This window comes from Bradyrhizobium quebecense, assembly GCF_013373795.3.
Lineage (GTDB): Bacteria > Pseudomonadota > Alphaproteobacteria > Rhizobiales > Xanthobacteraceae > Bradyrhizobium > Bradyrhizobium quebecense.
In genome coordinates this window covers 5,031,051-5,044,073 of the sequence record NZ_CP088022.1, presented here as the reverse complement: position 1 = coordinate 5,044,073, position 13,023 = coordinate 5,031,051, and the positions used below count along the sequence as shown (strand labels likewise).

12 protein-coding genes are annotated in these 13,023 nt (G+C 65.2%); 4 read left to right on the top strand and 8 right to left on the bottom strand.

What is annotated here, in order from left to right; genetic code table 11:
• Positions 1-30: 30 nt before the first annotated feature.
• From HU230_RS24365 to HU230_RS24350, 4 genes are all read right to left on the bottom strand, one after another.
• Positions 31-1,866: a methyltransferase domain-containing protein gene (locus HU230_RS24365; protein WP_224943529.1), complete on the bottom strand. Its 1,836-nt coding sequence runs from the start codon at positions 1,864-1,866 to the stop codon at positions 31-33.
• A gap of 62 nt (positions 1,867-1,928) precedes the next feature.
• A complete protein-coding gene (locus tag HU230_RS24360) occupies positions 1,929-3,203 on the bottom strand; it encodes a cytochrome P450 (protein WP_176529517.1) in 1,275 nt (424 codons plus the stop codon).
• Positions 3,204-3,377: 174 nt separating this feature from the next.
• On the bottom strand, positions 3,378-4,649 hold the full coding sequence (locus HU230_RS24355) for a cytochrome P450 (RefSeq protein WP_176529518.1): 1,272 nt from the start codon (positions 4,647-4,649) through the stop codon (positions 3,378-3,380).
• Between the two features lie 239 nt (positions 4,650-4,888).
• Positions 4,889-5,464 carry a hypothetical protein gene (locus HU230_RS24350; protein WP_224943526.1) on the bottom strand — a complete coding sequence of 192 codons (576 nt, stop codon included), beginning with the start codon at positions 5,462-5,464 and terminating at the stop codon, positions 4,889-4,891.
• Positions 5,465-5,534: 70 nt separating this feature from the next.
• Between HU230_RS24350 and HU230_RS24345 the strand changes: the two genes are divergently transcribed.
• The 3 genes from HU230_RS24345 to HU230_RS24335 are packed head-to-tail and all read left to right on the top strand — an operon-like array spanning position 5,535 to position 8,089.
• The gene (locus tag HU230_RS24345; RefSeq protein WP_176534891.1) at positions 5,535-6,683 is read left to right on the top strand and encodes a DUF898 family protein; all 1,149 of its coding nucleotides are present in this window, start codon (positions 5,535-5,537) and stop codon (positions 6,681-6,683) included.
• 4 nt (positions 6,684-6,687) lie between these two features.
• Positions 6,688-7,812: a M48 family metallopeptidase gene (locus HU230_RS24340; RefSeq protein WP_176529519.1), complete on the top strand. Its 1,125-nt coding sequence runs from the start codon at positions 6,688-6,690 to the stop codon at positions 7,810-7,812.
• 31 nt (positions 7,813-7,843) lie between these two features.
• Positions 7,844-8,089 carry a hypothetical protein gene (locus HU230_RS24335; protein ID WP_176529520.1) on the top strand — a complete coding sequence of 82 codons (246 nt, stop codon included), beginning with the start codon at positions 7,844-7,846 and terminating at the stop codon, positions 8,087-8,089.
• A gap of 110 nt (positions 8,090-8,199) precedes the next feature.
• On the opposite strand, the gene HU230_RS24330 is transcribed toward HU230_RS24335, so the two are convergent.
• Positions 8,200-9,348: an ABC transporter substrate-binding protein gene (locus HU230_RS24330; protein ID WP_176529521.1), complete on the bottom strand. Its 1,149-nt coding sequence runs from the start codon at positions 9,346-9,348 to the stop codon at positions 8,200-8,202.
• Between the two features lie 413 nt (positions 9,349-9,761).
• Here HU230_RS24330 and HU230_RS24325 point away from each other — a divergent pair, with 413 nt between their 5' ends.
• Positions 9,762-9,974 (top strand): hypothetical protein, encoded by a 213-nt coding sequence (locus HU230_RS24325; RefSeq protein WP_176529522.1) that lies wholly within the window; start codon positions 9,762-9,764, stop codon positions 9,972-9,974.
• 9 nt (positions 9,975-9,983) lie between these two features.
• Here HU230_RS24325 and lspA read toward each other — a convergent pair whose 3' ends face one another.
• From lspA to HU230_RS24310, 3 genes are all read right to left on the bottom strand, one after another.
• On the bottom strand, positions 9,984-10,541 hold the full coding sequence (gene lspA / locus HU230_RS24320) for a signal peptidase II (protein WP_176529523.1): 558 nt from the start codon (positions 10,539-10,541) through the stop codon (positions 9,984-9,986).
• A gap of 62 nt (positions 10,542-10,603) precedes the next feature.
• Positions 10,604-11,599, bottom strand: a complete 996-nt coding sequence (locus HU230_RS24315; protein ID WP_176529524.1) for a LysR family transcriptional regulator — start codon at positions 11,597-11,599, stop codon at positions 10,604-10,606.
• Positions 11,600-11,676: 77 nt separating this feature from the next.
• Entirely contained in the window at positions 11,677-12,708 is a 1,032-nt protein-coding gene (locus HU230_RS24310) for a MerR family transcriptional regulator (protein WP_176529525.1), read from the bottom strand.
• Between the last annotated feature and the right edge of the window lie 315 nt (positions 12,709-13,023).

Here is a 13,023-nt window from a genome sequence, read left to right as displayed (position 1 = left end):
CGAGCCTTGGTCCGGTCGAGCCGAAACGATTCAGCGCACGTTCTTGCCGACCGTGAAGACGTACATGTCCCAGAACGTCTCGGGGTGCTCGACCTCGAAGCGGTGCCACTGCTCCAGGTTGGTCTCGTCGGCCGTGCCCGGAAACTGTTTGCGGAATTGGTCGAGCACCGCCGGATCGTCAAACGGCTCGAAACCCCCGAACGACAGGCCGTGCTCGTTCAGGAATGCCGCGATCTCGGGAATCGTCAGGCGGTGTTCCATGACATTGAACAGCAGATCGCGGCAGCCGCTCATGCTGTAGAAATCCTTGGCGCCGATCAGCGGCTTCCATTGTTCGGCTTCGCGAAAAATGTCCTGGCGGCACCGTCTGATGTCGTCGGCGGTGGTGCGATAATTGCGCGCGGCGATGCGGGCGCGGGCCTCCACGATGACGCGGCGGGCCAGGTCGCTGTAGAGGCCGATGCGCATCGTGCCGCCCGGCCGCAGCAGCGAGACCAGTACGCGCCAGCCGGCAAAAGGCTCGGCCAGATGGTGCAGCACGCCGACCGACTCGATGCTGTCGAAGGTGCGACCGATCGCGCCCAATTCCAGGATATCCGCCGGCGCATATTCGATGTTGTGCAAGCCCAGCTCCCGCGTCTTGCGGCGCGCATAAGCAAGGCTGGTCATGCTGATGTCGACCGCGAGCACGCGGGCATTCGGGTAGACCTGCGCGATCTGGATCGCGTGCGAGCCGGTGCCGCAACCCGCGATCAGGATGTCCAGCTTGGCTTGCTGTTCTGTGGTCGCGACGGTTCGTCCCCGCGCTCGGTCGGCCGCGAATGCCGTCAGCGGGTTGATGGTCCAGCGCGGGTAGGGATTTTCCTCGTATTGGCGCATCACTTCGACGGATACGTCGTTCTTGATCGGGGTGAGCGTCGCAATGGCGCTGCGCTCTGCCATTTCCTCGCGCGGCTCACGAAGCTGTACCTTTAACAGGCCGGCTACGGCCTTGGGCCAGTCCCGCCGCAGCAGCGCTTCCGTCCCAAGCAGGGCATGAAGCGGAAAATAGGCCGCCACCACCGCCAGCGTGATCGGCGCGATCGCGGCCGCCGATGCGAGGTCTTGCAGCAATCGATCGCGCAATGCGCCGGCGAGTTCGCCTTCCGCCTGGCTTTGTCCGTAGGCATATTCGTTGATGAAGCATTGCCGGGCGAGCGCGCAGGCAAAGCCGACGATCTCGTCGTCCGCTGCGTCCTGATCGCTCGCGCGCCGCAGCAGCGCGGCCCGTGCATAGCCGAGCAGCACCTCGAGTTGCATGCTTGCCAGCGTCGTCGCTTCCAGCGCGGCGCACAGGAACAGGTCGCGCGCAAGCCGGGCGACACTGTCAGTGCCGAACAATTCGGCGCTCGTGACCGGCAGCGGCCATTTGCCGGCAATCCGCCCGATATAGGCGGTGACGGTTGGGCTCTGCATGATGAAGCCGACGGCCTTCGCATCCATGCCGAGCGCGAGCGCCTTGCTGAAATGCGCGACGGCCTTGGCGCGATTGTCCAGTGCCTGGTACGAATTGCCGGCGTTGTAATGGCAGGCGGCGTTGACCGCGTCGGAGGCAATCGCCTTCGCGAACGTCTTCACGGCTGATCGGTGATCACCCGCGGCCTGCGCCATCAGGCCGAGCAGATTTAGGCTCTGCACATGGCCAGGTTCGCGCGCGAGAATCCGCCGGCAGATCTCCTGCGCTTCGTTGAAGCGGCGCATCCCGTAGAAGCGGCTGGCCCCGGCGGCGAGATCGGCGATGCCGATGCCTGCGGAGCCGAAAGCGGGTGCGTTTCCGGCGGACTCGTCCCGTCGCTTACCGGCCGCACGCCGTTCTTTTCGGTTCATGTTCCGTCAACTGGCCCAAACTGCAAGATGCTGCCGGACAGCGCGCCGCAACGGCTCGAGGCTCAGCCCGGGATCCGTACCGGCAGGTTCTCGATGCCGCGCACGAAGCTGGAATAGACCCGCTTCGGTTCGCCGACCACCTCGATGCGATCGAAGCGCTTCAGCATCTCCTGCCAGACGATCTTGAGCTGCAGCTCGGCAAGCCGCATGCCGACGCAGCGATGGATACCGAAGCCGAACGACAGATGGATGCGCGGCCGGGCGCGATCGATGATGAACTCGTCGGGGCGGTCGATCACCTCGTCGTCGCGGTTGCCGGAGACGTACCACATCACGACGCGGTCGCCCTTCCTGATCGTCTTGCCGCCGACCTCGGTGTCCTGAAGGGCTGTGCGCCGCATATGCGCGAGCGGCGTCTGCCACCGGATCACCTCCGGCACCATGGTGTCGATCAGCGCGGGATTCTCCTTCAGCTTCCTGAACTGGTCGGGATGCTCATGCAGCGCCAGCACCGAGCCGCTCATAGTGTTGCGCGTGGTGTCGTTGCCGCCGACGATGAGCAGGATGATGTTGCCCATCAGATTGTCGGGGTCCATGTGCCGCGTGGCGTCGCTGTGCGCCATCATCGACAGCAGGTCGTTCCTCGGCGCCGCGTTGACGCGCTCATTCCACAGCTTTGAGAAATAGGCGTAGCACTCGTCCATTTCCTGCCGCCGCTGTTCCGGCGAGTCGACGATGCCGCTCTTCGGCAGCGCGGTCGAGACGTCGGACCAGCGCGTCAGCTTGCGTCGCTCTTCCCAGGGGAAGTCAAACAGCGTCGCCAGCATCTGGGTGGTCAACTCGATCGAGACGCGCTCGACGAAATTGAAGGTCTCGTTGCGCGGCAGATTGTCGAGCACGCTCGCCGAACGCTGGCGGATCAGCTTCGCCAGCTCGTCGAGATGCGTCGGCGTGAACATCGGCGACACGGTCTTGCGCTGATGGGCGTGCTTGGGCTGGTCCATCGCGATGAAGCTAGGATAGTCGTAGCCGGGCGGCACGTCGCGGATCGAGATGCCGCCGAGCGTGGAGTCGGAGGAGAAGATGCCGTGGCTGGTGTCGACATGCATGATGTCGTTGTACTTCACGACCGACCAATAGGGCTCGATCGGCGCATTGGTGCAATAGTGCACCGGCTCTTCCTTGCGCAGCCGCTCGAACCACGGCCACAACGTGTCGTTCTGAAATAGTTTTGGCGCGCCGGGGTGAAAATCCCTGAGGGGCGTCGCATAGGCTTCCTCGCGCGCCTGGCGCAGCAGCTCGGCCCGGTCGGCACGGATGGCGGTCTGGACGTTCATCTCAGCTGGCTCCAGTGAATTTTCTGACTTCCACCTCTCCCGCTTGCGGGGGAGGTCGGATTGCATCGAAGATGCGATCCGGGTGGGGGCTTTCTCCATACGAAGAGTGTCACTTGCCGCGACACCCCCACCCCAACCCCCCGCAAGCGGGAGAGGGAGTTAAATCGTCACGCGTCAGGCGGCAATGCGCACGGGCAGCGTCTCGTAGCCCTTGATGAAGCTGGAATACACCCGCTGCGGCTCCTCCGCCACCTCGATCGTGTCGAAGCGCTTGAGGATTTCCTCCCAGATGATCTTGAGCTGCAGCTCGGCGAGACGCAGCCCGACGCAACGGTGGATGCCGAAGCCGAAGGAGATGTGGGTGCGCGGCCGGGCGCGGTCGATCAGGAACTCGTATGGCTTCTCGATCGCCTGTTCGTCGCGGTTGCCCGAGACGTACCACATCACGACCTTGTCGCCCTTCTTGATCTGGCGGCCGCGGAACTCGAAGTCGGCGAGCGCGGTGCGCCGCATATGGGCTAGCGGCGTCTGCCAGCGGATCACCTCGGGCACGAAACTGTCGATCAGCGCCGGGTTCTCCTTGAGCTTGCGGTATTGCTCCGGATGCTTGCTCAGCGCGTAGATGCTGCCGGACAGCGTGTTGCGCGTGGTGTCGTTGCCGCCGACGATCAGCAGGATCAGGTTGCCGAGGAAATTCTTCGGGTCCATGTTCCGCGTGGCGTCGCTGTGCGCCATCATCGAGAGCAGGTCGCTCTTCGGCGGCTGGTCGGCTCGTTCCTTCCAGAGCCGTGCGAAATAAGTCGCGCATTCCATCAATTCGGCCTGCCGCTCGTCCTCGGTGGCGACGAGGCCGCCGGCGCCGGGCAGCGTGGTCGCGACGTCGGACCAGCGCGTCAGCTTGCGGCGGTCCTCCCAGGGGAAGTCGAACAGCACCGCGAGCATCTGCGTGGTCAGCTCGATCGAGACCTTGTCGACCCAGTCGAACACCTCGCCGCGCGGCAGATTGTCGAGGCACTCGGTCGAGCGGTTGCGGATATTGATCGCGAGCTCGTCGAGGTGCGTCGGCGTGAACATCGGCGCCACGGTCTTGCGCTGCGCCGAATGGCGCGGCTGGTCCATCGCGATGAAGCTTTCGCGGCGCAGATCCGGCGGCACGTCGCGGATGGTGATGCCGCCGAGCGAGGCGGCCGAGGAGAACACCGCGTGGTTGGTCTCGATGTCCATGATGTCGTTGTAGCGGGTGATCGACCAGTACGGACCGAACATCGAATCCTTGCAGTAGTGCACCGGATCTTCGCGGCGCAGCCGGTCGAAATACGGCCAGAAGGTATCGGTCTTGAACAGCTCGGGATGCCCGGGATCGTAGTCCGCGAGCGCAAGCGTGTTGGCGCGTTCGCGTGCGGCATCCAGATTGGTGTCGTCGACCAGATCGATGGTCCCGTGCATGAGCGGCTCCTCAACCGTTTCGCGGCCGGGGCATCGCCGGCGCGGCATGTTTTACCGAATTACATTCTCATTCCGCGGTTTGCGCAAGGGCTCTCAACGCGCATTTGGCCGCATTGATGTCGGGTCAAAGCGGCCGAATCCGGGCTTTTCCGGCGATGGACGGGCGAGGCGCCGACCAACGCTGTTTGAAACGGTGTTTAATTTGGTTAGGCGGCAGGTGCGAACGGTGCGGGGACTGTCTATTGGGTGCCGGGCTTTTCGCAGGGGTAGGTGTCCTGCATGCCCCACAGCAGCAGGAGAGCGACCACCATCTCGCCTTTCGCGGACCGCTTGTCGGCCGACTTGAGCATGATCTCTTCGGTCTGCTCGCTGGTCAGCACGAGGGTGTCGGGCATGCAGAACAGCAATTGGCCGCCATGCCGTTTCAACCAGGCATTGGAAGCCATCAGGCCGCCCCTGACGCCGTCCAGGTACATATGATTGAAGATGCGAAAGTTCTCATTCTTCGGATTGCGATAGGAATCCAGCCGCACGTCGACGGCAGCCGCGGGAGCCGCCGTGAGCGCCAGAAAGCACGCCGCCAAGATCCATCTGTTCATCGCCAAGGTTTCCTCGCGCTTGCGGCGGCGTCTTTGCCGTTCGGCTTGTCGGTTAAGTCGGCAAATCCGCTCTTTGGGTTCGAAGCGCGCGACCCGGGTAGGAAATAGGCGGCAGCTCGGCTTGCGGCCGATCTCCAGCAGTCCCGTTAAGGCAAAGCCAACCCCACCCAGCCAAAAGCGGCCCGCGCTCTCGACCTCCTGTGAAACCTGGATCACACTCGCAGCGACAAACCTGTGCTTTTGATGCGCAGAGATTGTCCCGTCCTGGAGCTATCCCGTGAACGACATGAGCTGGACCCCGCCGGGGCCGCCGCAGCTGCCACCGCAACCGGTTCCGCCGCCGATGCCGGTGGCGTTTTCCGGGAGCCGGAACGAGTTCTTCCGCCTGATCGCGCGCGGCGCCGGGCTCGAGCTCGTCACGCTCGGCTTCTACCGGTTCTGGCTCACCACCGACATCCGCCGTCACCTCTGGTCGAACACCCTGATCGACGGCGATGCGCCGGAATATACCGGCCGCGGCAAGGAGCTCCTGATCGGCTTCCTGGTCGCGCTGGCGATCCTGATGCCGGTCTATCTCGGCTACGCCTTGCTCGTCATCGAAGCCGAGCACGGCCAGACCTTCTCCTCGTTGCCGCTGGTCGCCTTCTTCTACCTGTTCGGCCAGTTCGCGATCTACCGCGCGCGGCGCTATCGGCTCACCCGCACGGTGTGGCGCGGCGTCCGCTTCTGGATGAGCGGCTCGGGCTGGATCTATGCGCTGAAGGCCTCGTTGTGGGGCGTGCTGGTCGTGATCACGCTCGGCCTGGCGCTGCCCTGGCGCGAGGCGGCGCTCGAGCGCTACAAGATGCGGCATTCCTATTACGGCGACCTGCAAGGCTCGTTCGAGGGCCGTGGCTGGGATTTCTTCAAACGGGGCTGGTGGCTCTGGCTCTTGATGCCGTTCGCGCTGGTCTCGGTGTTCGGCCCGTTCGCCTATGCCGCGTTCAAGGCGATCGAGTGGCGCTGGTGGCTGTCGGGCATCCGCTTCGGCGGGGTCAGGCTGGAATCCACCATGCGCCGCAGCGCGCTGATCGGGCTGTACTGGAAAGTGATCGGCTGGGCCGTGCTGCTCGGCGCGCTGTTCTCGGCCTATCTCGCGCTCTGCATCTTCCTGGCCGCGAGCATGGCCGGCTCCTCGATCGCGGACTTCTTCAGAACCGAGGCGTTCGCCAGGAGCATTCCCCTGATGGTCCTGCTCGGCATCGGCTATCTTGCGCTTGCGCTGGCGATGAACGTGGTGATGCGGGTCTACCTGATGCGCGATCTCTGGGTCCGGGTGCTGTCGTCGACCATCGTGCACAACATCGAGGCGGCGGCCAACGTCACCGCGCGCGGCGAGCTCGCCAACGCGCTCGGCGAAGGCTTTGCCGACGGCCTCGACGTTGCGGGATTCTAGCGCGATGGAAGCCGATGTCAGCCAGGCCAATTCCGCGGCGCCACCTGTCCCGGGGGCGGTATTCTTCGACGGCGCATCGAGCCGTCGGCGCATCGTCGTGCTCGAACTGTCCGATGCGCTGGAGATCAGGGAAGACGGCGAACTGCTCGCGCGCTGGGCGTTTGCCGATATCCGCCGCGCCGACAGCCCGACCGGCCTGCTCCGGCTGAGCTGCCTGACCGCGCCGGCTCTGGCGCGGCTCGAAATCCGCGACGCGCAGCTGACGGCCGCGCTGGTCGCGCGCTGCGACAGGCTCGAGCAGGACCTGCCGAACCGCAAGGGCGTCGCCGGCATCGTCGGCTGGTCGCTCGCGGCCGCGGTGTCGATCGTGCTGGTGGTGCTGTTCGGCGTGCCGCTTGCCGCCGAGCGGCTCACGCCGCTGGTGCCGGATTCCTTCGAGCGGCGTCTCGGCGATGTCGCGGAGGCGCAGGTCAAGGTGGTGTTCGACGGCAAGCCGTGCAGCAACGCGGCCGGCCAGGCGGCATTCGAGAAGCTGATCGGCAAGCTGCGGGAGACCGCGGGCCTCGACAATTCGGTGCAGTCGGGCGTGCTGGAGACCTCGGTGCCGAACGCCTTCGCGCTGCCGGGCGGCAAGGTCTATCTGTTCGAGGGGCTGGTGGAGAAGGCCGAAAATCCCGACGAGATCGCCGGCGTATTGGCGCATGAGCTCGGTCATCTCCGCCATCGCGACAGCATGCGCGAGCTGATCCACAATGGCGGTACCTCGTTCCTGATCGGGCTGCTGTTCGGCGACATCACCGGGTCCGGCGCGCTGCTCTTCGCCTCGCGCTCGCTGGTGACGTCATCCTATTCGCGCGACGCCGAGACCAATGCCGACAGCTTTGCGATCGAGACCATGCACAAGCTCGGCCGCCCGGCGAAGCCGATGGGCGAACTGATGTTCCGCGTCACCGGCAAGGAAGGCGGCAAGGGACTCTCGCTCGTCTCCAGCCATCCGCTGACCGAGGATCGCCTCGCGCGCATGGACAAGGCCGATGCCGCCGGCTCGGCCAACGGCCAGCCGCTGCTGTCGTCCGCCGAATGGCAGGCGCTGAAGGGCATCTGCGGATCGGGCAAGGGCAAGGTGTGAAGCAGGGGGATTTCGAGACTGGAGCAGTCCCATGCCGCGTGACGACAGATACTGGTTTCCCGCCAAGCGCTACGGCTGGGGCTGGGGACCTCCGAACAACTGGCAAGGCTGGTCGGTTGTCGCGGGCTTTGTCGCGCTGATCGCCGTCGGTGCAGCGACGATCCTGCCGCATTCTCCGGCACGCTTCATCGCCTATGTCGTCGTGCTGAGCGTCCTGCTCACCGGCGTGTGCTGGTGGAAGGGCGAGCCGCCGCGCTGGCGCTGGGGCGGCGACTAAAGCGGGATGAGTTTTGATTGAATCGGCTTTGGCGCGGTCTCGGTTCACCTCTCCCAAAGGGAGAGGTGAACCTTCGACGCCGTTCCAGCAGTAGCTGACAGCCGAGCCGGTTACTTCACCAGCCTGAACTTGCCGCCGTCGACCTTGATCAGGAACGCCGACCGCTCGTCATAGCCATTGTGGTCGGTCGGGCTCATCGTCGAGAGGCCGTTGTTGAGGTAGACGTCCTTGCCGCGCTCGAGCTCGTCGCGCAGCGCGGCGCGGAATTCCGGCGTGCCGGGCTTCGCCGTATTCAGCGCGCTCGCCGCCGCCCGCTTGAACAGCGTGACGGCGTCCCACAGATGCGCGCCGAAGATGTTCGGGCTCGAGCCGTTGACCTTCTCGTAGGACGTCACGAACTCGTCGCGCGCCTGGCGGAACGGATCGCTCGCCGGCAGATCGTCGGCTATCGTGAAGGCCTCGCCGGTGAAGATTGCGCCCTCGACATTGGCGCCGCCGAGCTTGATGAATTCCTCCGACGCAACGCCGTGGGTCTGGAAGATCTTGCCGGCATAGCCGCGGCTGCGCAGCGCCTCCTGCGGCAGCACCGCCGGCGTGCCTGCGGACGCGATGAAGACAGCCTCCGGATTGGTCGCGATCACCTTCAGCGCCTGGCCCATCGCGCTGGTGTCGGCGCGCGCATAGACCTCATGCGTCGTGACGGTGAGGCCGAGCGTGGGTGCCAGCCGTGACACCTCATTGTAATAGCCTTCGCCATAGCCGTCGGACACGCCGATATAGCCGAGCGTCTTGATGCCGGATTTCGCGATGTATTTCAGGATCGCCGCCGCCATCAGATCGTCATTGGGGACCACCTTGAACGCCCAGCGGCGGCGGTCGTCCATCGGCCGCACGATCGCGGTCGCCGCCGCCAGCGAGATGATCGGCGTCTTGGATTCGAACGCGACGTCGAGCATCGGCATGGTCACGGGGGTCAGCGAGGAGCCGATCAGGATATCGACGCCGTCCTGGATCACGAGGCGGCGGGCATTCTGCGTGCCCTTGGTCGGGTCGGACTCGTCGTCGAGGGCGATATAGACCACCTTCTCGCCGCCGATCTCCTTCGGCAGCGCCGCGATGGTGCGCATCTGCGGCTGGCCGAGCGCCGAGCCCGGCCCGGATGCGGACACCACCACGCCGACCTTGATGTCGGCACGCGCGTCCGGCGCGATCAGGAGCGCGCCCGCGAGTACCCAGAGTCCGGCCATGGCCAGCTTCATTGCAAATCCTCCCAGCAAGTCTTTTTTCTATAATGCGCCGCCGATGATAGCCGACCGGCGTCCGGTTTCGCATCATATTGATTCCGCTTGATCCGTCTGTCCCCCTGATTGGGGACATCCGGGTGGCGCCGGGGAAGGGCTCGCGCCTTCAGGAAAGACGACCCCATCTCGCAGATTTCGATCCGGCTGCGGCGCAGTCGTGAACCTCACGTTTACCAATCCCTTAAAGGCCGCAGGAACCAGTTTCCCTAATCGGACGGTAGTGTCCTCCTGCTATTGATGGCCGGAAAAAGGGAGTACGAACATGTTCAGCATTGTTCGGATCCTCGTCTTGATCGCATCTCGGCATGCGGGATCCGTGGTTGCAGGCGTGCAGGTGGACGGCGCGCGGCCGTCGCAAGCGGTGCACGTCCATGATTGAGCATCATCCGATCGCGCCGGAGCACGCGCGCGCCATCTGCGAAGAGATTGGCGAGAGACTGCGCTACGTGCTGCGCGACGATTACACCAATCTGCCGCCAAGGCTGCGCGAGCTCGTGAACGAACTCGCTCTGCAGGATTGTGAGGCGCCGTCGCTGGTGCCAACAATCGCGGAGATGACGCGGCCGCTGGTCGTCGCGGCCTAGGATATCGATCTAGTTGTTGCCGTGGTCTGTCTTGGGCGCTTCCAACGATGGCAGCAGCGCAGCAAGCAGAACGAGCGCGATCCCCAAGTCGATTGAAACGTCAGCGACGTTGAAAATCCAGACAAATCGAAGTTTCGAGGCATCGAACAGGTCGACGACGGCACCCAATCGAAGACGGTCGAGGGCATTTCCGGCGGCTCCGGCGCCGATCAAGGCGAATCCAAAGGCGTTGATGGTCGATGTCGATCGCCGCAGGATGGATCCGAGCAGGGCCGCCGCTGCGGCAAGGCCGACGGACGCCAGCGCCCACCGCGACAACGCACCGTAGTCGGGAATGAGACCGAATGCGTTGCTGCGATTGAACACGAGGGTGAGATCAATGGGGCCGGGCAGCTCGAGGGTGGCGCCGGTTTCCAGCGATCGAAGGGCCCAAAGCTTTGTCAGCTGATCCAGCGCCAGCATCGCCAATGCGACGCAGAACGCGACGATGCGCGAGCTTTCATATCTTCTCACGAAACGGTCTCTCGCTCCGCTGTCGTTCGGCCATGGGCTGATCGCTACTCTCAACTTGCATTCTCGGCGAATTCACGTGGCGTCTCGCAGAGTGCGGCCCCTGGACCGCGCGCCGCCTACACGTTCTTCGCGACCTTCCGCGTTCGCGTCGGTCCGGCGCCGGCGATCGCCGGCTTGATATTCCACACCGCGCGCACGGCCGCGAAGGCGTGGGCGATCACCGGCTCCTGACGGCGGGCGGCAAGGCAGGCGAAAGAGAGATCGCAGGTGAGCTTCACTTTGTCGGAGACCACGAACTGATGCGGGCGCGCCATCCGTGGCGCCAGCACGCTGTCGCGCGCGAGGCTGAGGCAGAGCCCGGATTCGACGAAGTCGATCATTGCTTCTTCCTGATCGGTGTAGCCGACGCGTTTCGGCAAGGCGCCGAGCGGACGGAAGATGTCGTCGAGCAGCCGCCGGTGGCCGGAATGCGGCGGTGTCGCAAGCCAGGGCAGCTCGGCAAGCTCCGCCCAGTCCTTGCCGATCACCCGGTCCCGCCAGCCGATCGGCGCGATCACGCGGTAGTGGTAGCTGAGCAGCGGCGCCAGCTGGTAGCGGCCGTCGGCGATGGTTCGCTCGGCGAAGCTGTGATGGTTGAGCTGCTCCGGCGGCGTGGCGTCGACGTAGTAGCCAACGTCGAGCTCGCCCCGGCCGACCTGCGCCAGCACGTCGTCGCTGACGCCATGGCGCAGAAACACTTCGGTGCGTTGCGAGGACATCGCAAGGCTGCGCACGAACGGCCCGAGCCGGGTGAATTCGGGATCGAGGATGGTGCCGACGCGCAGCGTGCCGCGCTGCGCCTCGTTCAGCGAGTCCGCCATCGCCTTGAAGTCGGATGCCGCGGCCACCGCGCGGTGCGCCAGCGGCAGCAGCGCGGCGCCGGCCTCGGTCAGCGTGAAGCCGCCGGGGGTGCGGTTGAACAGCTGCAGCCCGGTGCTTTCCTCCAGCGCCTTGAGTTGCAGGCTGACCGCCGGCTGGGTCAGTTTCAGCATCGCTGCAGCGCGCGATACAGTGCCCTCACGGGCAACCGTGATGAAGCAACGCAAGGCCTGGGTACGGGGAAGCTCGCTCATTGCGTGAGCTTATAGCATACTTTTCCTGCCGTGCATCCGACCTTGTCGCGTGATTATAATACAACCAATGCGAGAAATCAGGATGGCCGCCACGCAACCATGCCTTCGGTCCGCGCGCGCACGTCCGGCGAGGCAAGGCAGGTCGCAACCGCCTCATAGCCGGGCGCGCCGGGCACGGGCGTGACGCAGATCGGCCGGCTGTGATTGGCAGGGCACAGGATGATCGCTTCGTCGTCGCCGACCGCGTCGAGGTCCAGGATCGCGTTGGAGCGTGTGAGGAAGAACAGCGGCCGCGCCTCGGGCCCGCGGCGGCGCAGATGCGCGATCACGGCTTCCTGGCTGGCCGCATCGAGCCCTTGCTCGAGCATGTCGATCACCAGGATGGTGTCGCCGTCGGCCTCGAGAGCGGCGAGCAGGGCGGTCAGTGCCGCTGAGTCCATCGCGCCATCGGCGAGCAGGACGGCAAGGCTCGCCTCGACCCTCGCCTTATGCGCCGGGTCGGCATCGAGCCGCGCGCGAACGGCCGCGCCGCCGTCGGCGGCACGGTCCAGCCCCACGAAGCCGGCGTCGGGCAGCACTTCGGCGAGACGCTGCGCGAGGCGCGTCTTGCCGCTGCCGAGCGGCCCGACGATGTAGTTCAGCAGCTTGATGTCACGCAGTTCGAAGCGCTCGCCGCCCCACGGCCACGGCAGATCGAACGCGACGCCGATCGCAGGCCGTACCCTGACCGCACCGATGAGATCGCACGTCGCGGGCATCTTGCCGCGGCCGAGGTCGGCGCGCAGCCGGCGCACCCTGGCGATGCTGTCGCCGCTTTGGCGGATGCGTGCTTCGAGCGTGGCCTCGTGCGCGGCCAGCACGCGATCGAGGATCACGGCGTCGCCGCTCAGGATCCGCGCCACTTCATTGATGCTGAGACCGAGCGCGCGCAGCGCGACGATTTCGGCGCCGCGCGCCATCTCGGCCGCACCATAGGCGCGCCATCCCGCCGGTGTGCGGCCAGGTGCGATCAGGCCGCGCTCCTCATAGAGGCGCAGCGCTTTCGCCGAGATCCCGAGCTGCCTTGCAGCTTCGGACGGACTGAGGAAACGGGCAGCAGAAGCATTCATCGAATCACCTCGCGTCGTCTGACCGCGCTTCTATGGAGGCGGCCGCAGGGGCAAGGTCAAGTGGGCAGGGAGGCCGTCCCCAGGTCGCGGAATGACAGTGAGGTGAGCACGCCGTTTGTTGCACGGACCCATGGGTGCAATCGGCACCCGGCTTTCCCTGCGCCCTCTGTTCGAGGAGAGGGCGGAGCGAGATGCAGAACTCGGGCAAAAGATGTCGTGAGAATGCGGAAGTATGGCTCACAAGCGGCAGCACAAACTCAGTGTCGTCCCGGCGAAGGCCGGGACCCATTACCACTGAAGGTGATTGTTGCGCGA

Bases quoted from the DNA above. Each gene is read 5' to 3' on its own strand.
- HU230_RS24365 (WP_224943529.1), bottom strand. From the start codon at position 1,866: ATGAACCGAAAAGAACGGCGTGCGGCCGGTAAGCGACGGGACGAGTCC.
- HU230_RS24360 (WP_176529517.1), bottom strand. From the start codon at position 3,203: ATGAACGTCCAGACCGCCATCCGTGCCGACCGGGCCGAGCTGCTGCGC.
- HU230_RS24355 (WP_176529518.1), bottom strand. From the start codon at position 4,649: ATGCACGGGACCATCGATCTGGTCGACGACACCAATCTGGATGCCGCA.
- HU230_RS24345 (WP_176534891.1), top strand. From the start codon at position 5,535: ATGAGCTGGACCCCGCCGGGGCCGCCGCAGCTGCCACCGCAACCGGTT.
- HU230_RS24340 (WP_176529519.1), top strand. From the start codon at position 6,688: ATGGAAGCCGATGTCAGCCAGGCCAATTCCGCGGCGCCACCTGTCCCG.
- HU230_RS24335 (WP_176529520.1), top strand. From the start codon at position 7,844: ATGCCGCGTGACGACAGATACTGGTTTCCCGCCAAGCGCTACGGCTGG.
- HU230_RS24330 (WP_176529521.1), bottom strand. From the start codon at position 9,348: ATGAAGCTGGCCATGGCCGGACTCTGGGTACTCGCGGGCGCGCTCCTG.
- HU230_RS24325 (WP_176529522.1), top strand. From the start codon at position 9,762: ATGATTGAGCATCATCCGATCGCGCCGGAGCACGCGCGCGCCATCTGC.
- HU230_RS24315 (WP_176529524.1), bottom strand. From the start codon at position 11,599: ATGAGCGAGCTTCCCCGTACCCAGGCCTTGCGTTGCTTCATCACGGTT.
- HU230_RS24310 (WP_176529525.1), bottom strand. From the start codon at position 12,708: ATGAATGCTTCTGCTGCCCGTTTCCTCAGTCCGTCCGAAGCTGCAAGG.